Source organism: Pantoea sp. CS_6 (assembly GCF_041954745.1).
Lineage (GTDB): Bacteria > Pseudomonadota > Gammaproteobacteria > Enterobacterales > Enterobacteriaceae > Pantoea > Pantoea stewartii.
On the sequence record NZ_JAVAYG010000001.1, the window covers coordinates 576,617 to 595,770 of the forward strand.

Below are 19,154 nucleotides of genomic sequence, written 5' to 3' on the forward strand. Positions count from 1 at the left end.
TAACGGTGAGAGCTACTGCGCCAGCGCTTCCAGCCGGTCTTTAAATGACGTCACGGCAATCGCGCGGTTGTCAGCCAGATAACGGTCTTTCGCCGCCGGGGCAGAACTCTGCACCGCTATCAGTTGCCAGCCCTTATCGCCTTTCAGCAGAAGCGGAGAACCGCTGTCGCCAGGCAAGGTATCGCACTGATGCGATAAAACCGCCCGTTGCGCCCAGCCGGTAATCAGGCAGTCGCTGTGTGAATACAGGCTGTCGAGATGATCGGCGGGATAACCTGCCTGGGTCACCTTGCGGCCCGCCGCTTTCAGCGCCTCGGTTAAGTCACTACGCGAACCTTCAAACAGCGGAATCGACGTAATGGCAGAAGGGGGATTGCGCAAAATAATCAAACCGTAATCGAACGGCGCTGCATTGCTGGGGACGATCCAGCCTTCGCCATCCGCTTTCAGCTTATGCACCAGCGACGGTTCAACGCGCGCATCGATGTCATGAATTTCGTAGCGCCAGCCTTTTTTGGTAGACATAAAACGTAGCGCTACGGGTTTATCAAATTTACCTGGAGGTGTCAGTAAACAGTGGCCCGCCGTCAGGGCAAGATGGGGAGAAATTAACGTGGCGGTGCACAGATTACCGCTCTCGGTTTCCAGTTGTCCTATCGCATCCCAGGGGGCCGCGCTGACATCGGTAATGGCCTGGCGATGATCTTTGCCAAAAAACAACATTTTAATTTCGGCGGGTGTCGGTGAATCATCATTATCATCAGCATGAACAAACGCGGTGAAACTGAAAAGTCCAACGATTAACAGGGTAGCCAGGCGCATAGAACTCTCAATAGCGAGAAAAAGAAAACGTTTTTGTTATTACTAAAGTGACATAACTATAGTCAGTGAGGCGTGAAAAAGGGAGTTTTTTCAGTGAATCAGTACGCTACAGCGACTAAATAAAAAAACTGGCCGCGATAACGCCACATAAGATCATCACAATCAGAATAATTTCGAAGCGATAGCGACGGACCATATTAGCCACTCCAGTAAAGAAACACCCGGCAGAACCGGGTGTTTTTAATTATTAACGCTTACTCGGACCCTAAAGGGCGACCTTATTTTTTAGCGGCTTTTTTGTGGTGCTTTTTAGCTGCCTGGGCTTTCTGAGCTGGCTTTTTGGTGTGTTTTTTAGCGGCCTGAGCTTTCTGGGCTGCTTTTTTGTGGTGCTTTTTAGCGGCCTGAGCTTTCTGGGCAGCTTTTTTGTGGTGTTTTTTAGCAGCCTGGGCTTTCTGAGCTGGCTTTTTGGTGTGTTTCTTAGCAGCCTGCGCTTTCTGTGCAGTGTCTTTCTTCGCTACTTTCTTCTTAGCGGCCTGCGCTTTCTGGGCAGCTTTTTTGTGGTGTTTCTTAGCAGCCTGCGCTTTCTGTGCAGCTTTATGATGCTTCTTATGGACAGCAGCTTTGTGCTCAGCTTTAGCAGGTGCAGCGGTGGTGGTCGCAGCCGCTGGAGCAGCAGTTGCAGGAGCGGCAGTTGTCTCAGCAGCGAAAGCAACTGAAGACAGACCCATAGCAGCGGCGATTACCAGTGCAAATAATTTTTTCATTGCAAAATCCTCGGACTATTTTTTCATGTGTAGCCCACTGCGGGGCCGGTGAGAAGACTATATGAAAATAAAACTGGCGCGTCCGTGGGTGATTGGTATCGCTGTGTAACCGATTGTACAAAGGGGATGTACGGGAGGAAAAGGCGGCCCTCAGGCCGCCTGCTACCTTAACTGTTCAGGTAACGTTGCTCAAGATGTTTGCGGAAATAGTCTGGGTTGAGCGCTTCGCCAGTAGCATTGACAATCAACTGTTCGGTGGTGAAACGGCTGCCATGTTGCCAGATATTCTGCTGCAGCCAGTCAAATACCGGCTGCAGGTCGCCATGCTGTATCAGCTCGGCGGATTGCGGAATTGCGTTTTGTAACGCCTGGAACAGCTGCGCAGCGTACATCGCCCCGAGTGTGTATGTCGGGAAATAGCCGAAGGCGCCATCGGTCCAGTGAATATCCTGCATGCAGCCATCGCGGTAGTTGCCGCACGTATCCAGACCCAGGGATTGTTGCATCTTCTCATCCCACAGCGCCGGAATGTCTTCAACCTCAATCTCGCCTTCAATCAGCGCGCGTTCGATCTCGTAGCGCAGAATGACGTGCGCCGGATAGCTCAGTTCGTCCGCATCCACCCGAATCAGGCCCGGTTTAACCTGCTGCGTCAGCCGGACAAAGTTATCTGCCTGAAATGCGGGCTGCTCACCGAGCTGACTGATGATTTGCGGCAGGATACGCTGCAGGAAAGGCGCGCTGCGTCCCAGTTGCATTTCCATAAACAGACTTTGTGACTCATGGATCGCCGTGGATCGCGCCAGCGCAACCGGCTGACCGCGCCATTGCTCAGGCAAATTCTGTTCGTAGCGCGCGTGGCCAGTCTCATGAATGACGCCCATCATGGCGCTCAGAAACTCATCCTGATTGTAGCGGGTGGTAATACGCACATCTTCGGGCACGCCGCCGCAGAAAGGGTGCGCGCTAATGTCCAGGCGGCCATGGTTAAAATCAAACCCCAGCTCGGCCATCACGCGTAAACCCAGTTCGCGCTGTGAGGCTATCGGGAACGGTCCCTGTGGCGTGATCACCGGCTGCTGAGCCTGTTTTTCGACGACCTGCTGCAACAAGTGTGGAAGCCAGGTTTTTAACTGCCCGAAGGTATGATCCAGCGTGGCGCTGGTCATGCCCGGTTCAAACACGTCAAGCAGCGCGTCATAGCGGGAGCAGCCGTTCGCTTGCGCACGCAGTTCAGCTTCCTGACGGCTTAAGCGTACGACCTCTTTCAAATTGGTCGCAAAACCCTGCCAGTCGTTTGCCGGACGCTGTGTACGCCAGGCATGCTCACAGCGCGATCCCGCAATGGATTTGGCTTCGACCAGTTCAGCAGGCAGTAATGTTGCCTGAACATAAGCGCGGCGCATTTCGCCCAGATTGGCGCGTTCAACATCATTCAGCGATTGCTGTTCTGCCTGATCCAGCCAGTCACCAATGCGTTTATCCGTCAGAATCTGATGTTGCAGCACACTCATTTCCGCCAGCGCTTCGCCCCGTGCGGCGCTGCCACCGGCGGGCATCATGGTTTGCATGTCCCATCCGGCGATGGCGCTGAGATGACTGAAACGCTACAGGCGCTGGAAGGTCTTACAAAGGTGTTGATAGGCTGAAGTCACACAAAGCTCCTGAATGCGTTAACGTCGTGGAAGTTCCCGAAAGGGGAGATCGAGCGGCCAGCTAAAACGCAGGCTGGCACCGCCAAGCGGGCTGGTTTCAACGGAAACCCGGCCGCTGAGCGCATGGGCGATGGAGTGAACGATGGCCAGGCCAAGTCCACAGCCGCCCGTTGCGCGGTCGCGACTCGGATCGAGCCGGACAAAGGGTTCAAATACACGTTCACGTTCTTCATGGGGGATCCCCGGACCGTCATCGTCGACCTGCAAATTACCGACTGCGCCGTCAAACCATAAGCTGACCCGCAGGCGCTGGTTTGCATAGCGCAGCGCATTATTGACAAGGTTGTCCAGCACGCGCTCCATAAGCCGGGTGTCTGAAACGCCGTAATTTTCCCGCTGGGGTAAGTCCAGCTCAATCTGCGTATCCGGGTTGATGGCCTGGAAGTCTTCCATGCGTTCACGCAACCAGCTGGCCAGATCCAGCGACTGCAAATTAAGGTCGACGCGTGGACGATCCAGACGGGCATAGGTCAGCAGCTCTTCAATCAGGCTTTCCAGCTGACTCACATCACGATTCAGCGCCGCAGATTCGGCTTCGCTCAGATTATCGCTCATCTCCAGACGATAGCGCAGCCGCACAAGCGGTGTACGCAACTCGTGAGCGATACCATCAATAAGCTGTTTCTTGCTGGCGACGAGCGTATTGATATTCTCAGCCATTTGGTTAAATGCGACGCCAACGCGAAACAGGCTGGAGGTGCTGTCGAAATGAGTACGCACGTCCAGTTGCCCCTGACCAAAACGCTGAGCGGCATGTTCCAGTCGCAGCATCTCTTTCCAGTGCGGACGCAGCCAGATAAATACCGGCAGCCCAAGCGACATGCCAATAAATACGACCAGTGCCATATCCAGCAGGCGCATTTGATGCAGATAAAAAAGGTAAGGTATAGGTCCGACGGTCAGGACATAATGACTGCGCGGAATGTGTTGCAGGAAGGTGTATTTGTCGTCCAGCGCAACGATTTCGCCCGCACGCAGACGGCGTAACTCATTTTCATCCAGTTCGAACCGGCTCATGGGCTCAATATGCAGCTCAAATGACAAACCGAGATCCAGACTTTTGATCGTCTTATTCCAGTCGCGCGGCGGGATTTCACGCAGTTCACTGCGAATCAGGTAGAGCGAGCTGGCCATCAAGTCGTTCATGGACTGGCGGCCTGCGCGTTCGGCGGTAAATTTATAGACCAGCCCGACCATCAGCGACATCACCAGAAAACAGACAAACAGCAGCAGGTAGAACTGAATAAAAAGTTTTTTCATACCGAACGCGTGTCCCAGGCCTGCGGCGCAAACAAATAGCCTTTGTTGCGGATGGTTTTGATACGGAATGGCTCTGTTGCGCTGTCGTGCAGTTTTTTACGCAAACGCGAGATGGCAACATCAATACTGCGATCCATGCCATCGTAACTGACGCCGCGTAAGGTTTTCAGCAAGGCATCACGGTTAAGAATTTGTCCGGCATGGCTGGCCAGCACCCAAAGCAGATCAAAATCCGCCGTGGAAAGGGCGATATTTTCTTCAAACAGCACGACCTGGCGATTCAGGGCATCGATGGTCAGTGAGCCAAAGCGCAACATGCGTGTATTTTTCGTCGGCGCAGGGGCTTCTTCACTTTGCACCTGTTGTGACTGACGCAGGTGCAGACGCAATCGCGCCAGCAGAACGGCTGGGGGGGCCGTTTTCAGAATATAGTCCTGCGCGCCCATCTCCAGCGCGAGGATATGGTTCATATCGCTGTCAAGGGAGGTCAGCAGCACGATCGGCCCCTGCCAGTTTGCCCGTAAGTCACGGCAGATTGACATGCCATCTTTGCCGGGCAGCATGATGTCGAGCATGACCAGGTCAGGTTGCTGTTCGGCAATGGTGGCTTCAGCCCGATCGCCGCGCGTCTCAACAATCACTTCAATATCATGGCGTCCCAGGTAGGCGGCAATGAGCGAACCGACCTCCGGTTCATCTTCTACGTAAACGATTTTATGCATAATTCACACTAACGTAAAAAGGAGGGATAAAGCATAACTTTTCCTGGCGCAGAGCTCTATCCAATCACACGAAATATCCTTGAGTAACTGGTATATAATCCGCAAAATATGCAATCATTAACCCTGCGTTTAATATGAGTTCCGGATTCATTGTGATCACCTTGAGGAGCCAAAGTGTTTGATAAAGAGCTGGCATCAGCGGTATACCGTGATCGCATCCGCTTTAACTACAGTGATTTCCTGTCGGCATCCTGCAAAAAACGTTGGAGCTTTGTGGATGCCATCTATGGCGTACTGCCCATATTCGGCATGGTGACACGCAAATCTGCGCACAGTTTACAGGCAAGTGAAGATCACCTGAAAGAATTAGCCTTGCAAATCATATCAACCCAGGTCAGCGACGAAATCAACATCGCCCGCCTGATTACGTTAGCCGAGCAGCAGCACATTGCCCGCGTGGATATCCAGCTTCCGTATCCGCTGTCAGAGAAACAGCTGGAGGCGATTCATGAAGAGTACCGTAAGCCCGTGACGCTGACACAGCAGGATGACCTGCTGTGCGTGGTTCTCGGTCAGTCTCACTAAGTCAGTAGGGCCCACATCGCAGGCAGGGTTGCCACCATAATACAGACCATGGCAACCCGCTCAACGGGCCGCAGTGCCACCGCATGTCCGCCCCGACGTGCGAACATAAACAGCAAAATGCCCGGCGCATAGAGCACGACAGACATAAACAGATGCAGTGGACCGGAGGCATACAGCAACCAGATGCCGTACACGCTGGCACCGATGCCTGTCACGAGCGCCCAGGGTTTATGTTGTCCTTTGACCACCTTGATCAAATACAATCCCACCAGCAAATAGGGCACCAGAATCATTTCTGAGGCAATGGTCAACAGCATGTTGTAATCCGCACCGGTCAGGGCGATCAGGATCAGGCAAACCTGCACACTACCGTTTGTCAGCCACAGTGAGGCGGCTGGCGCATTACGGACGTTCTGGCGGGCAATACTGCGGGGGAAGGCACCTTGCTGCGCGGCAATAAACGGCACTTCTGCCGCCATAATGGTCCAGCTCAGATAGGCACCGCAGACAGAAATAATCAAGCCCACGACAATGATTGCGTTACCCCAGCTTCCCGTCAGTTGCGTCATCAGGCCCGCCATCGAAGGGTTACGCATTTCAGCCAGCGCCGCGCGCGGCACGATCCCTAACGAGAGCAGGGTGACCAGCAGATAAACCAGCAGGGCGGCCAGCACGGCCAGCAGCGTCGCCCGTCCGACATCCTTTTTATGGCGAGCACGCGACGAGACCACTACAGCACCTTCCACGCCGATAAAAACCCACAGCGTGATTAACATGGTCTGTTTGACCTGTTGCCATAACGGAACGCCGAGGCTCAGCCCGGAAAAGTCAAAATGGAAGCGGTCATAATTGAAGGCCATGACGGCCAGCACCACAAACAGCAGCAGCGGCACCAGTTTGCCCAGTGTCGCCAGCAGGTTAATGCTGGCGGCGGTCTGAACGCCCCGCAATACCAGCCAGTGAACCAGCCACAGCACTATGGATGCGCCCAGCATCGCCTGCCAGGTATTCCCGTTACCAAAAATAACCCTGTCCGGCGTATCGGTGAAGAAACTCAGGGCAGAGAAAACAATAACCAGATAGGACACGTTGGCGATAACCGCACACAGCCAGTAACCCCAGGCGGAACAAAATCCCGTCAACTCACCGAATCCAGCGCGGGCGTAGGTAAAGATACCGCCATCCAGATCGGGTTCGAGTCGCGTCAGCAGCAGCATCGCCAGCGACAGGAAAATAATCCCTGCGCCGGTGATCAGCCAGCCAGTCAGCAACGCGGCCGGACCTGCGACCGCCGCCATATTTTGTGGCAAGCTGAAAACACCCGCACCCAGCATGGAGCTGAGTACCAGCGCGGTCAGGGCACTGAGGCCTAATTTTTTCTCCAAAACATTCTTCCTGCGAGCATAAGTGGCTGGGTGACCAGCATAAACACCCTATTATATCGGTGTTGTGTTGCGTAAATCGCGTGTAATACGCTGAAAAACAGGCGGAGGATTTTACGGAGTGCGGTGAAGGATGGCAATGCGTGACTATGCAAAATTGCGCAGGGATTATGCAAACAGTTGGGCGGCTTGCGCCGCCCTTAATTGCTTATTTGAACAGATCGGCGGTCACGGTCAGGTTACCCCCGCTCTGGTTCTGCCACTGGCGTGTGATGTGGTAGAACTTCGCACCTTTGCCAGCCGCACGTTTGGCGGCTTCCTGCGAGACTTCGGTTGGTGTGCCGAAATGGCCGCTGAAGGTGACCGTATCAAACGGCTGCATCTGTGCCGCGGTGACTGCGTTCAGCTCCTGGATTTCCCGGCCGTCTGGCAGCGTCACAGAATAGCGTTTACCGGTTGAACTCTGCGTTTCAAAGAAGCGGCCCACGGCATTGCTTGGGGTTTCAGAGGAGGCAACGCCCGGAATCTCGACTTTTTTCGCCTCAGCACCGCCCGCGGCCAGCGCGGCTTTACCTGCCTGAGAATCCGCCGGAATGCTATCCGGGCTCTGCACGGCGCGCTGTTTTGCATCCGCCTTATAGATGTAAGCGGTAATGAACTGGTTGCCACCGGTATTGGCATCAACCTGACGCACAATAAAGAAGGACGCAGCGCCTTTTTCTTTCGCGGCTTTAGAAATTGCCTCGTTCACATCGGGCTGGCTGGGGAAAAAGCCGGTCACCGTCACGGTATCAAAAGGTTCAAGGCGATAGGCTTCCGCTTTCGGCAGCTCTTTCAGGCCATTAAACATCCGGTAGTCGGTTTCCTGACTCGCTTTAGGCGCATTCGCCTTATACAGATCCGCGGTTACGCGCCAGTTACCACTGTTACCGTTGCTGTCGTTAATACCTTGAATGTAATACGAATCTGCATTCAGTTCATCAGCACGTTTGGAGACGGCATCCGCCGCATCGCCAATTGCATTAAAACGACCGGTGATATTAATACGTTCGAATGGCTTCAACGCAGCCGCTTGTTCTGGCGTCAGCTCTTTAGCGGCAAACGCATTTCCCGCCAGCAGAGATAACAATGTAGATGCCAGAATAGTGTTCTTCAGCTTCATAAAAATGATCCTTCGCCTTACGCAAAATGAGTACGAAAACGTGCTGGACTCTTGATGTATAACAGAATAGCTGCTGATTATTACATGTTATAAACACGCTGTCGCAGCCAATTTTTGCGATTTCTCTCTCGTTGTGATCCGGTTTTTTTTATCACGGCATCACGAATCGGTATTTTACCTTACGCTTAAGACAGGCAGATGAATTAAACGTTCGTAACTTTATAAAAACCGTTAATGCGTTGTTAAATTTAGGTTTTTCCGAAAGGAATATTCGTATCGAAGGGCGCTTAGTTAGTTATTTATCTGCCAGTGATGCGATCAGACAGTGACGTTATGCGGCATAACGAGGCCAAAACTGGATATTACCGCAAATGTGACATTGGTGCGTCTGTGCAGTAGATCACCTGTAACATTTTCAGTAGGTTTAGACACGATTATGCCCTTGCATTTATTCACACCGCCTGAACGCGGATGACGTCAGAGCAGTCTGTACCACAAGGGTCATCATCCTTTAATCGATGAAAGGGAACACTATGTTAATTGGAATACCCAAAGAGCGGTCAGCCAATGAGTCGCGCGTGGCTGCCACGCCGAAAACCGTTGAACAACTCATCAGGCTGGGTTTTAGCGTCACGATTGAACAGGGTGCGGGTAAGCCTGCCAGTTTTGATGATGACAGCTATGTCAAGGCTGGCGCCACGCTGACCGATCGCCAGCAGGTCTGGCAAGCCGATATTGTGCTGAAAGTGAATGCACCCGGTGAAGACGACATTGCGCTGATGCGCGAGGGCAGCACGCTGGTCAGTTTTATCTGGCCTGCTCAGCACCCTGAACTGCTGGATAAACTGGCTGCGCGTAAGGTCACCGTTATGGCGATGGACGCCGTGCCCCGTATTTCCCGTGCGCAGTCGCTGGATGCGCTGAGCTCAATGGCCAATATTGCAGGTTATCGGGCCATCGTGGAGGCGGCACACGAATTTGGTCGCTTTTTCACCGGTCAGATCACCGCTGCCGGGAAAGTCCCGCCTGCCAAAGTGATGGTGATTGGTGCGGGCGTGGCGGGTCTGGCGGCAATCGGTGCCGCAGGCAGCCTGGGCGCGGTTGTTCGCGCCTTTGACACGCGTCCGGAAGTGAAGGAACAAGTGCAAAGTATGGGCGCAGAGTTCCTTGAACTGGATTTCAAAGAAGAGGCGGGCAGTGGTGATGGTTACGCCAGAGTCATGTCGGATGCTTTTATTAAAGCAGAAATGGCGCTGTTCGCTCAGCAGGCCCGGGAGGTGGATATTATTGTCACCACGGCGCTGATTCCGGGTAAACCTGCGCCGACGTTGATCACCAGGGAAATGGTGGCCAGCATGAAGCCTGGCAGCGTCATTGTTGACCTGGCGGCACAAACCGGCGGCAACTGTGCGCTTACCGTCGCCGATCGGGTCACTGTAACGGACAACGGCATAAAAATTATCGGGTATACGGATCTGCCCAGCCGGTTACCGACGCAATCATCTCAGCTCTACGGCAGCAATCTCGTCAACCTGATGAAATTGCTTTGTAAAGAGAAGAATGGCGAGATCGTCATTGACTTTGATGACGTCGTCATCCGCAGTGTCACGGTGATTCGAGACGGCGAGATCACCTGGCCTGCGCCGCCAGTTCAGGTCTCCGCCGCGCCGAAGACCGCGGCTGCCGCTGCACCGGCGCAAACGAAAAGCCCGGCGGCACCCGTTTCCCCCCGGCGTAAATATGGGCTGCTGGCAGGCGCTGTCGTACTCTTCGCCTGCCTCGCGAATGTTGCCCCCAGTGAATTCCTGTCACATTTCACCGTCTTTGCGCTGGCCTGTGTGGTGGGCTACTACGTGGTCTGGAATGTGAGTCATGCGCTGCATACGCCGCTCATGTCAGTCACCAATGCGATTTCGGGCATTATTGTGGTAGGGGCAATATTGCAAATGGGGCACGGCGGCTGGGTGAGTTTTCTTTCTTTTATTGCCGTATTGATCGCCAGCATCAATATCTTCGGTGGCTTCACCGTCACGCAGCGTATGCTGAAAATGTTTCGTAAGGGGTAAGCTATGTCTGGCGGATTAGTGACGGCAGCCTATATCGTTGCTGCAATTCTGTTCATTATGAGTCTGGCGGGTCTTTCAAAACATGAGACCTCAAGACAGGGCAATATATTTGGTATCAGCGGCATGGCGATTGCGCTGATCGCGTCTGTATTTGGTCCCGACAGCAGTCATGTTGTCTGGATTTTACTGGCGATGGTTATTGGCGGTGCCATCGGTATTCGGCTGGCGAAACGGGTAGAAATGACCGAAATGCCCGAGCTGGTGGCGATACTGCACAGCTTCGTCGGCCTGGCCGCCGTACTGGTAGGCATTAACAGCTATATCGATCATGCTCCTGGCTTGCCGGCGGTTATTGAAAACATCCATCTCAGCGAAGTCTTTATCGGCATCTTTATCGGTGCAGTCACCTTTACGGGCTCGCTGGTCGCCTTTGGCAAATTGTGTGGCAAAATCTCGTCGCGGCCCTTAATGCTGCCTCAGCGGCATAAGCTGAATCTGCTGGCGCTGGTCGTCTCGTTTTTACTGCTACTGTGGTTTGTTAACACGCAAAGTCGCGGTGCGCAGGTGTTTGCGCTGGTGATCATGCTTATCATTGCGTTGGCGTTTGGCTGGCACCTGGTGGCCTCCATCGGTGGTGCAGACATGCCGGTCGTTGTTTCGATGCTCAACTCTTATTCCGGTTGGGCGGCCGCAGCGGCAGGGTTTATGCTCAGTAACGATCTGCTTATCGTGACCGGTGCGCTGGTAGGTTCCTCGGGGGCAATTCTCTCTTACATAATGTGTAAGGCCATGAATCGCTCGTTTATCAGCGTTATTGCCGGTGGATTTGGCAGCGATGGCACAGCTTCAACGACAAGTGATGAGACCGGCGAACATCGTGAAATCAGCGCAGAAGAAACGGCAGAGATGCTCCGATCTTCCCGTTCCGTGATCATTACGCCCGGCTACGGCATGGCCGTTGCACAGGCACAGTATCCGGTAGCGGAAATCACGGAAAAACTCCGCGCCCGCGGCATCAACGTGCGTTTTGGTATTCATCCGGTCGCCGGCCGTTTGCCTGGCCATATGAACGTTCTGCTGGCAGAGGCGAAAGTGCCTTATGACGTGGTGCTGGAAATGGACGAAATCAACGACGATTTTAGCGATACCGATACGGTACTGGTTATCGGGGCCAACGACACGGTTAATCCTGCGGCGCAGGATGATCCGGGCAGCCCGATTGCCGGTATGCCGGTGCTGGAAGTGTGGAAAGCGCAAAACGTTATTGTGTTCAAACGCTCAATGAATACGGGCTATGCCGGTGTGCAAAATCCGCTGTTCTTTAAAGAAAATACTCACATGCTGTTCGGGGATGCCAAAGCCAGCGTAGAAAGTATTCTGAAAGCGCTGTAAAAGAAAAGGGCGACGATAACCGTCGCCCTTTTTACTGAAGGCCGCGTTAATCGTGCTCGTCTTCGTCGTCAAGCGTAATGGGCGAGACAAAATCATCCGGCTTAATCGCCAGCAGGTCACAGCGCAGGTGATCGATCACCTGCTCAGCCGTATTCCCCAGGAAAGCTGCCGACAGTCCGGTCCGTCCAATGGTTCCTAACACCACAATGCCCGCGCCAAGATGGGCGGACAATTCCGGGATCACTTCTTCCGGCAGGCCTTTTTCAACGTGGGTAAACTCTTCACTGATGGAGAATTTTTGTCGCAGGGCCTTCATGGCTACCAGATGCTGGCCGCGAATGGCATCGTTGTAGACGCTGGGATCAAAGTCGGGCAGTTCGATAGCAATGTTGATTGGCGTAATCGGATAGGCGCCCACCAGATGCACTTCGGTATGATTGACGCTTTCGGCCAGTTTAACGGTTTCGCGAATGAGTTTCTGATTAAGCGCATCGTGGTGCGGTTCTTCGCTGGCCAGATTGACCGCCACCAGCGCTTTGCCGCCTTCGGGCCAGGGTTGATCCTTAACCATCCACACCGGGCAAGGGCACTTACGTAACAGGTGCCAGTCTGTCGGTGTAAAAATAACGGCTTCCAGCCGGTCGTGCTGGTGCGCCATTTTCAGCACTAAATCATGTTGATGCGCCAGCACTTCCTGGATGATTGCTTCATAGGGCCGGTTGTGCCAGATGACTTTAATGTCTATATCCACACCAGCATCCAGGTAAGCCTGCGCCTGTTCACGAATCCATTCCGAGCGCTGGCTGATCACACCCTGACGCATCGCGGTGCGTTCATCTGGTGACAGCAGGGTGGTCATTTCGTATGAAAAGTCGTAGATGGGCAGAAATGCTTTGATTTTGCCGCCGATAAGCTGGTTGAGATAGACCGCACGTCGCAGCGCGGGCTGGTCATCCTGCTGAGGATCAATGGCGACCAGAATGTTTTGATACTGGGACATAGGCTACTCTCCTTAGACCAACGCGACTGGTTTAAAGATAGCCTATGTTAAGTGCACTAAGAAAGTGAAAAGATGTAGCCGGATCAACAAAATAAGATTTGTTAACCCGGCCTGAGGATTACGCCGCCTGGTGGCTCTGACCGGCCAGCGCTTCCAGCATCGCGTGGTTCTCAATGGTGATATATTTGCCTTTTACGGCCAGCATACCCGATTTCTGGAAACGCCCCAGCAGTCGGCTAATGGTTTCAACGGTTAACCCCAGATAGTTCCCGATATCGCCGCGCGTCATCGTCAAACGGAACTCACGCTGTGAGAAGCCGCGCTGGCCATAGCGGCGGGATAAGTTCCAGACGAAGGCGGCCAGGCGCTCTTCCGCGTTTTTCTTGGACAGCAGCAAAATCATGTCCTGGTCGCCTTTAATTTCACCACTCATCAGGCGCATCATCTGCTGACGCAGGGCAGGCATTTTGCCGGACAGGTCATCCAGCGTATCGAAAGGAATTTCGCAGACCATCGCCGTTTCCAGCGCCTGGGCGAAGCTGGGATGACTGGCGTTCATAATGGCGTCAAATCCCACCAGATCGCCGGCCAGGTGAAAACCGGTGATTTGTTCATCTCCCTGCTCGGTGATGGTATAGCTTTTAATGGTGCCGGAACGGATTGCGTAGAGCGACTTCAGCTCATCACCCGCTTTGAACAGCGTATGGCCTTTTTGAATGGGTTTTTTTCGCTCAATAATATTATCAAGCTGATCCAGCTCATGTTCATTAAGGGTGAAAGGGATGCATAGCTGACTGATGCTGCAATCCTGGCAGTGAATCGCACAACCGCCTGACTGAATACGTTTTTCAGGGAACATAGTAGTTTGCTCGACGATAATTGACTGGGGTCAATTTTACCATTTTCTCGGTGTAAGGGAACTCATCCGAGCAGTTTTTAGGCATACAAAAAGTGTGGTTTCCGCAATACTGCTAAAGGCTGTTATGACAGGGTTTTTTGATGTCATCTTATTAAGATCGTAAACAAATCTTTACGGATTTTTGATCTCATACAGAATTTATCTTAATCTGAAAGGCCAGAAGGGACGATAAAAACGGGATTAGCGCAGGCTTTACCGATTTTGCTACTATTTGGTTTCAAGTCAATTTTGCGTCATATCATTTACCAGGGGCGAGCCATGAACCTTGACGATGACAATCTGTTTCGTGACGCGATGAATGACGTTACGCCACTCAAAGATGCAGAAAATACGCGCTGGAATCACAGCGCCGCCAGCAAAAAAGTGCCGCCTCGGTCACCAGAACCTGAAGACGAAAACTTTTTAACCCGCGGTTACCTGGACATCATTCCTCTTGAGCAGCAACTTGAGTTTAAAGCTGAAGGCATCCAGCAGGGCGTGCTGGATAAATTACGCAAGGGGCAATATGCGCTGGATGCCAGCCTGAATCTGCTACGCCAGCCTGTTGAAACCTGCCGTCAAAATTTGTTTACCTTCATGCAGGATGTCCGTAAAGCCGGCTACAGAAACCTGCTGATTATTCACGGCAAAGGCCGGGACAATGACTCTCATGCCAACATTGTGCGCAGCTATCTTGACCGCTGGTTGCGTGAATTTGACGACGTCCAGACCTTTTGTGTCGCACAGAAGCAGCATGGCGGCTCCGGTGCGCTCTATGTCGGTCTACGCAAAACGGAAAAAGCGCGTCAGGAAAACTGGGAGCGCCATGCTAAACGCAGTCGCTAGCTGTGAAACTTACGAATGGTACTCATCAACACTTCGGCGCTCAGGCTTAAGGTGTTACCGGTGCGCGTGATTATCCCTACGGGTTCACCCGGGCCGGGAGAGGTGATGGGCAACGATATCAGGGCATTGTGGCTGAGATCTTCTTTGACGGCCCCGGAAGGCACAAACCAGATGTAGTCATAGCGCAGCGCCAGCTGACGGGCCAGCGACGTTGAAGACGTTTCGACGCAATGGGGCGGCAGACAGCACCCTTGCTCATCCAGCATCTGCTGTGCCAGGCGGCGCGGCGCGGTGCCTTCCGGGGAAATCACAACAGGCCACTGCATGGCACGTGAAAGCGTGACGTTGTCACTTAAAAGCGGATGCTCCGGTCTGACGACCAGCTTTAATGACTCCAGAAACAGCAGTTCATAGGTCAGGCCGGTCATCATCTCTTTATCCGCCATTCGGCCGATGCCCAGATCAAACTCGCCCGCTCTCAGCCCCGCCAGCAACACATTATTATGTAAGGTGGCAACCTGAATGGTCGTGTTGGGACGCAGTTGGTGAAAACGGTCAAGAATCTGTGGCAACATGCCCATCGCCGCCGTGGTTAAGGCACCAAGACGAATGACTACCGGACGCTCGTTAATCTGTTCATTAAAACTCTGGCCGGCATGATTCAGCGCTTCTAACACTTTTACCGCATGGATAAGAAACTGTTCTCCCATGGTGGTCAGTTGTGCGCCCAGCCGACCGCGTTCGAACAGGCGGACGCCGGTGAGTTCTTCAAGTTCGTTGAGGGTTTTAGAAAGCGCAGGTTGACTGAGACTTAAGGTCTCGGCTGCACGCCCCAGGGTTCCCTGCTGCGCGACGGCAACAAAGGCATGTAAATGGCGCAAGCGAATGCGCTGATTGAAAAGGATATTTTTTTCCATTTACCCAACTTAATGACATTGCCAGGTGACAGGCAACTATTTAAGCTGGATTTTGTTAACTTTGCTGCAAATTTTTATTAACAATGTGTACTTTTTGCAGCGGAGCGTTTTAAGTGGTTGATTATTAATGATGGCGTTGTTTTTTTGCCTGACAGGGCGTTTTTCACGGTTGCTGAAAAAACATCAACTTACCGCATTGCTTCTGCTTCGGCCGAAAATTTCATGCGTTTTATCGTTAACGATCAGCTATCATAAGTGCCGTTTTTTTTACCAAATCTGATAGTTGTTTAAGTCAGCCGTTGAGGAGTTTACCCGTGAGCAGTGTCGAGGCGGTAGATGTTCGCCAGTTAATTAATCAGGGTACTCTGAGTGGTGGCCAAATTCGGTTAATTGTACTCTGTTTTATCGTGGTTGCGCTCGATGGTATGGATATTGCCCTGATGGGCTTTATCGCGCCGACGCTGAAAACCGCCTGGCACGTCAGTACTCATCAGTTGGGTGTCGTGATCAGTGCAGCGCTGATTGGTCTGGCGCTGGGGGCGATGGTCGCCGGGCCGCTGGCCGACCGCTTTGGCCGCCGGTTAATGATCATTTTCAGCGTCCTGTTTTTTGGTCTGTGGACGCTGGTGACCGCATTTTCCCATAGTATCGAACAGATGATCCTGTTCCGTTTTTTGACCGGGCTGGGGCTGGGAGCGGCCATGCCCAACGTTAGTACGCTGGTGGCTGAATATGCGCCGGAGCGGCGCCGTTCATTCATTATCACCGTGGTGTTTTGTGGCTTTACCTTTGGGGCCGCCAGCGGCGGCTTTGCCGCGTCATGGTTGTTACCACGTTACGACTGGCATTCCGTTCTGTTGCTGGGCGGTATTCTTCCTTTGCTGGTCCTGCCGGTTCTGATCCGTCAGCTTCCTGAATCGGTACGTTTCCTGATTAGTCGCGGTGCGCCCGCGCAGCACATTCGCGCCATTCTTGAACGTATTCTTCCCGGCAGTACGAGCCCGGATACGCATTTCCATGCGACCGAAGCGGAAAAATCACCTGCTGAACACAGCGCCATCGCAACGGTCATTTCTCCTCGCTACCGCATCGGCAGCCTGATGCTCTGGGGCGGCTATTTTATGGGGCTGTTCCTGGTGTATCTGATCGGCAGCTGGCTGCCATCCCTGGTCAATACACAGGGAATGTCCGTGACGGAAGCGGCGATAATCACCGCGATGTACCAGGCAGGCGGCACGCTGGGATCGCTGTTTGCCGGCTGGCTGATGGATCGCTTCAATGCCAGTCTGTCGCTGGCTGTGATCTACTTCTGCGGCGGTATCGCTATTGTCGCGCTGGGTTTTTCACCGCCGCAGGTCGTTATCATGAGCGCCATTGCCTTCTGCAGCGGTTTTTGTTTTAACGGAGCGAATACCGGCATGAATGCGCTTTCCGCCAGCTACTATCCTACCCATGCCCGCGCAACCGGTTCCAGCTGGATGCACGGGGTGGGCCGAATCGGTGCCATCCTCAGTGCCTTTGTCGGGGCTGAAATGTTGTCACTCGGCTGGTCGTTCAGCGTTATTTTCTTGCTGCTCGCTATACCGGCACTGCTGACCACCGTGATGCTGGTGGTGAAAAATCGCTACGGTTTTAAGCCGATCACAAATTCATGATATTTTCCGCTGACCGCAGCGCGTTGGATTACAGTAGCTGCAACGCTCATGCTGTCAGGTGGTAAATATGGATAACTTTATCAGTGCGGATACGATTCGCACGGGCTTCTCCCAGGCCATGTCGGACATGTATCAGCAGGAAGTGCCGCTCTACGGGACGCTGATGCAGTTGGTGAAAGCGGTTAATGAGGCAACGCTTGCAGCTGATAGCGTGCTAGAGCAACGGCTGACCGAGGCCGATGAACTCAGCCGCCTCAGTCTGGAGCGCCACGGGGCCATTCGCGTCGGTAGCGCGGACGAGCTTGCCATGCTGCGCCAGATGTTTGCCGTCATGGGCATGTTTCCGGTGGGCTATTATGATCTGTCGCAGGCGGGCGTACCGGTGCACTCCACCGCGTTTCGCCCCATTGATGATGAAGCGCTGCAGCGCAATCCTTTTCGTATTTTTACCTCGCTGTTACGGCTGGAGCTGATTGCCGACCCGGCGCTTCGGGATGAAGCCGCACGGATTTTAGCCTCGCGCGATATTTTCACGCCGGAATGCCGAAACCTCATCGCGCTGCATCAACAGCAGGGCGGACTGACGGCGCCCCAGGCGCAGGCGTTTATCAACGAAGCGCTGGAAACCTTCCGCTGGCATTCACACAGCCTTGTGGAGAGCCGCACCTATCAGGCGCTGAACCAACAACATCGGTTGATCGCGGATGTGGTATGTTTTCCGGCCTGCCATATCAATCATCTTACGCCACGCACGCTGGATATTGATCGTGTCCAGGCGCTGATGCCGACGTATGGCATTGATCCCAAAACGGTGATCGAAGGTCCGCCCCGGCGTAAGGTGCCTGTTTTGTTACGCCAGACCAGCTTCAAGGCACTGGAAGAACCCGTCATTTTCACCGACGGTTTTGAGGGCACGCACACGGCGCGCTTCGGTGAGATCGAACAGCGCGGCGCGGCCTTAACGCCGCAGGGCCGCGCGCTTTACGATCGTCTGCTCAGCGAAGCCGGGAGCGGTGCGGATAATCAGCAGCACCAGCAGCAGCTCACGGCGACCTTTGCGGCTTTCCCGGATGATGAAAACGCATTACGTGAAGCCGGCTTAGCCTGGTTTACTTATCGGCTCAGCGAAAAAGGGCGAGCGGAACCGCCGCAGCGTGGGGAATCACTGGCAAGTCTGATTGAGCAGGGGCGGATTCTGGCGGATCCTGTTATTTATGAAGATTTTCTGCCTGTCAGTGCGGCAGGGATTTTTCAGTCTAATCTCGGGGACAAAACGCCGACACGTTCGGCGGGACAGGCAAGCCGGAGCAGCTTTGAAACCGCACTGGGCTGCCCCGTGCAGGATGAAATGGTGCTGTATGCAGAGAGGCAGCGGGCGTCCTTACAGCGCTGCGGCATTACCTTATAATATGAACGGGGCGGAACCGCCCCGTTTTTCCTTTACTGCAGGCGCGTATCACGGACCAGCGTAAATCTTCCCGCCCCCAGAAACATCACCACCAGAGCGCCGAACAGGTAAAGTGCTTCCGTTTCCAGTGCCCAGGCACCGACATCGGTGCGATGCCACACTGCGCCGGTTTTGACCAGCAGCGTGGCGACAACCATATTCACGGCAATGATAAACGCCGCTGGCCGGGTCATGAAGCCTGCGATCAGCATCAGCGGTGCAATTATTTCCCCTATCCAGGCACCCCAGGCGATAAAGCCCGGCAGACCGTGTTGTCGCAGTAAATGGGCAATCCAGCCCACGCCATGCACGAGCTTAAACTCACCATGAAACAGCAATAATCCCCCCAGAGTCAGACGTAGCAACAGTTTGCCGAGATCGGGATGATCGGTCATGCGCACAAAAACCTGATTGATACCGCTAAACATTGTCAGTTCCTCAAAGGCGTTTTCGTTACGCTCTCCACTAAAAACATTTTCATGACAGGGGTCAATCACGGCGACGCCTTCGGGCGATTTTTC

General features: G+C 53.6%; 16 protein-coding genes and 1 pseudogene. 6 read left to right on the forward strand and 11 right to left on the reverse strand.

What is annotated here, in order from left to right:
• Positions 1 to 12: 12 nt before the first annotated feature.
• The 5 genes and pseudogenes from RAC90_RS02580 to rstA all read right to left on the reverse strand — a co-directional run bounded on the left by RAC90_RS02580 (position 13) and on the right by rstA (position 5,283).
• Positions 13 to 822: a trypsin-like serine peptidase gene (locus RAC90_RS02580; protein ID WP_375123906.1), complete on the reverse strand. Its 810-nt coding sequence runs from the start codon at positions 820 to 822 to the stop codon at positions 13 to 15.
• Between the two features lie 278 nt (positions 823 to 1,100).
• Positions 1,101 to 1,586, reverse strand: a complete 486-nt coding sequence (gene asr / locus RAC90_RS02585; protein WP_006119259.1) for an acid resistance repetitive basic protein Asr — start codon at positions 1,584 to 1,586, stop codon at positions 1,101 to 1,103.
• 167 nt (positions 1,587 to 1,753) lie between these two features.
• Positions 1,754 to 3,241: pseudogene (locus RAC90_RS02590) on the reverse strand (carboxypeptidase M32).
• An 18-nt stretch (positions 3,242 to 3,259) separates the two neighbouring features.
• Positions 3,260 to 4,561 carry a two-component system sensor histidine kinase RstB gene (gene rstB / locus RAC90_RS02595; RefSeq protein ID WP_006119257.1) on the reverse strand — a complete coding sequence of 434 codons (1,302 nt, stop codon included), beginning with the start codon at positions 4,559 to 4,561 and terminating at the stop codon, positions 3,260 to 3,262.
• The gene (gene rstA / locus RAC90_RS02600) at positions 4,558 to 5,283 is read right to left on the reverse strand and encodes a two-component system response regulator RstA (protein WP_006119256.1); all 726 of its coding nucleotides are present in this window, start codon (positions 5,281 to 5,283) and stop codon (positions 4,558 to 4,560) included. The genes rstB and rstA overlap by 4 nt, the downstream gene beginning before the upstream one ends.
• 174 nt (positions 5,284 to 5,457) lie before the next feature.
• On the opposite strand from rstA, the gene RAC90_RS02605 reads away from it, so the two are divergent.
• Positions 5,458 to 5,868, forward strand: coding sequence for a hypothetical protein (locus RAC90_RS02605; RefSeq protein WP_006119255.1), 411 nt, complete (start codon positions 5,458 to 5,460; stop codon positions 5,866 to 5,868).
• On the opposite strand, the gene RAC90_RS02610 is transcribed toward RAC90_RS02605, so the two are convergent.
• A complete protein-coding gene (locus RAC90_RS02610; RefSeq protein WP_375123907.1) occupies positions 5,865 to 7,253 on the reverse strand; it encodes a basic amino acid/polyamine antiporter in 1,389 nt (462 codons plus the stop codon). The genes RAC90_RS02605 and RAC90_RS02610 overlap by 4 nt on opposite strands.
• A gap of 205 nt (positions 7,254 to 7,458) precedes the next feature.
• Positions 7,459 to 8,412: a DUF1471 family protein YdgH gene (gene ydgH, locus RAC90_RS02615; RefSeq protein WP_006119253.1), complete on the reverse strand. Its 954-nt coding sequence runs from the start codon at positions 8,410 to 8,412 to the stop codon at positions 7,459 to 7,461.
• Between the two features lie 533 nt (positions 8,413 to 8,945).
• On the opposite strand from ydgH, the gene pntA reads away from it, so the two are divergent.
• Together pntA and pntB are read left to right on the forward strand one after the other, a co-directional pair.
• The gene (pntA, locus tag RAC90_RS02620; protein WP_375123908.1) at positions 8,946 to 10,478 is read left to right on the forward strand and encodes a Re/Si-specific NAD(P)(+) transhydrogenase subunit alpha; all 1,533 of its coding nucleotides are present in this window, start codon (positions 8,946 to 8,948) and stop codon (positions 10,476 to 10,478) included.
• A 3-nt stretch (positions 10,479 to 10,481) separates the two neighbouring features.
• Complete coding sequence (gene pntB / locus RAC90_RS02625; RefSeq protein ID WP_375092464.1) at positions 10,482 to 11,870, forward strand: Re/Si-specific NAD(P)(+) transhydrogenase subunit beta; 1,389 nt, start codon at positions 10,482 to 10,484, stop codon at positions 11,868 to 11,870.
• 46 nt (positions 11,871 to 11,916) lie between these two features.
• Here pntB and uspE read toward each other — a convergent pair whose 3' ends face one another.
• Both uspE and RAC90_RS02635 read right to left on the reverse strand, forming a co-directional pair.
• Complete coding sequence (uspE, locus tag RAC90_RS02630) at positions 11,917 to 12,870, reverse strand: universal stress protein UspE (protein WP_006119247.1); 954 nt, start codon at positions 12,868 to 12,870, stop codon at positions 11,917 to 11,919.
• Positions 12,871 to 12,988: 118 nt separating this feature from the next.
• Positions 12,989 to 13,729 (reverse strand): FNR family transcription factor, encoded by a 741-nt coding sequence (locus RAC90_RS02635; protein ID WP_006119246.1) that lies wholly within the window; start codon positions 13,727 to 13,729, stop codon positions 12,989 to 12,991.
• A 318-nt stretch (positions 13,730 to 14,047) separates the two neighbouring features.
• Between RAC90_RS02635 and smrA the strand changes: the two genes are divergently transcribed.
• Positions 14,048 to 14,614 (forward strand): DNA endonuclease SmrA, encoded by a 567-nt coding sequence (gene smrA / locus RAC90_RS02640; protein WP_033741758.1) that lies wholly within the window; start codon positions 14,048 to 14,050, stop codon positions 14,612 to 14,614.
• Here smrA and RAC90_RS02645 read toward each other — a convergent pair.
• Entirely contained in the window at positions 14,611 to 15,531 is a 921-nt protein-coding gene (locus RAC90_RS02645; protein ID WP_033741756.1) for a LysR substrate-binding domain-containing protein, read from the reverse strand. The two genes, smrA and RAC90_RS02645, sit on opposite strands and share 4 nt — an antisense overlap.
• Positions 15,532 to 15,845: 314 nt before the next feature.
• Here RAC90_RS02645 and RAC90_RS02650 point away from each other — a divergent pair, with 314 nt between their 5' ends.
• Positions 15,846 to 17,186: an aromatic acid/H+ symport family MFS transporter gene (locus RAC90_RS02650; protein ID WP_033741755.1), complete on the forward strand. Its 1,341-nt coding sequence runs from the start codon at positions 15,846 to 15,848 to the stop codon at positions 17,184 to 17,186.
• A 67-nt stretch (positions 17,187 to 17,253) separates the two neighbouring features.
• Positions 17,254 to 18,594 (forward strand): VOC family protein, encoded by a 1,341-nt coding sequence (locus RAC90_RS02655; protein WP_033741752.1) that lies wholly within the window; start codon positions 17,254 to 17,256, stop codon positions 18,592 to 18,594.
• A 32-nt stretch (positions 18,595 to 18,626) separates the two neighbouring features.
• On the opposite strand, the gene RAC90_RS02660 is transcribed toward RAC90_RS02655, so the two are convergent.
• The gene (locus RAC90_RS02660) at positions 18,627 to 19,061 is read right to left on the reverse strand and encodes a DoxX family protein (protein WP_058701859.1); all 435 of its coding nucleotides are present in this window, start codon (positions 19,059 to 19,061) and stop codon (positions 18,627 to 18,629) included.
• Positions 19,062 to 19,154: the final 93 nt, after the last annotated feature.

Excerpts from the sequence above, each read along its gene's own strand:
- RAC90_RS02580 (WP_375123906.1), bottom strand. The coding sequence starts at position 822 with ATGCGCCTGGCTACCCTGTTAATCGTTGGACTTTTCAGTTTCACCGCG.
- asr (WP_006119259.1), bottom strand. The coding sequence starts at position 1,586 with ATGAAAAAATTATTTGCACTGGTAATCGCCGCTGCTATGGGTCTGTCT.
- rstB (WP_006119257.1), bottom strand. The coding sequence starts at position 4,561 with ATGAAAAAACTTTTTATTCAGTTCTACCTGCTGCTGTTTGTCTGTTTT.
- rstA (WP_006119256.1), bottom strand. The coding sequence starts at position 5,283 with ATGCATAAAATCGTTTACGTAGAAGATGAACCGGAGGTCGGTTCGCTC.
- ydgH (WP_006119253.1), bottom strand. The coding sequence starts at position 8,412 with ATGAAGCTGAAGAACACTATTCTGGCATCTACATTGTTATCTCTGCTG.
- pntA (WP_375123908.1), top strand. The coding sequence starts at position 8,946 with ATGTTAATTGGAATACCCAAAGAGCGGTCAGCCAATGAGTCGCGCGTG.
- pntB (WP_375092464.1), top strand. The coding sequence starts at position 10,482 with ATGTCTGGCGGATTAGTGACGGCAGCCTATATCGTTGCTGCAATTCTG.
- uspE (WP_006119247.1), bottom strand. The coding sequence starts at position 12,870 with ATGTCCCAGTATCAAAACATTCTGGTCGCCATTGATCCTCAGCAGGAT.
- RAC90_RS02635 (WP_006119246.1), bottom strand. The coding sequence starts at position 13,729 with ATGTTCCCTGAAAAACGTATTCAGTCAGGCGGTTGTGCGATTCACTGC.
- smrA (WP_033741758.1), top strand. The coding sequence starts at position 14,048 with ATGAACCTTGACGATGACAATCTGTTTCGTGACGCGATGAATGACGTT.
- RAC90_RS02645 (WP_033741756.1), bottom strand. The coding sequence starts at position 15,531 with ATGGAAAAAAATATCCTTTTCAATCAGCGCATTCGCTTGCGCCATTTA.
- RAC90_RS02655 (WP_033741752.1), top strand. The coding sequence starts at position 17,254 with ATGGATAACTTTATCAGTGCGGATACGATTCGCACGGGCTTCTCCCAG.
- RAC90_RS02660 (WP_058701859.1), bottom strand. The coding sequence starts at position 19,061 with ATGTTTAGCGGTATCAATCAGGTTTTTGTGCGCATGACCGATCATCCC.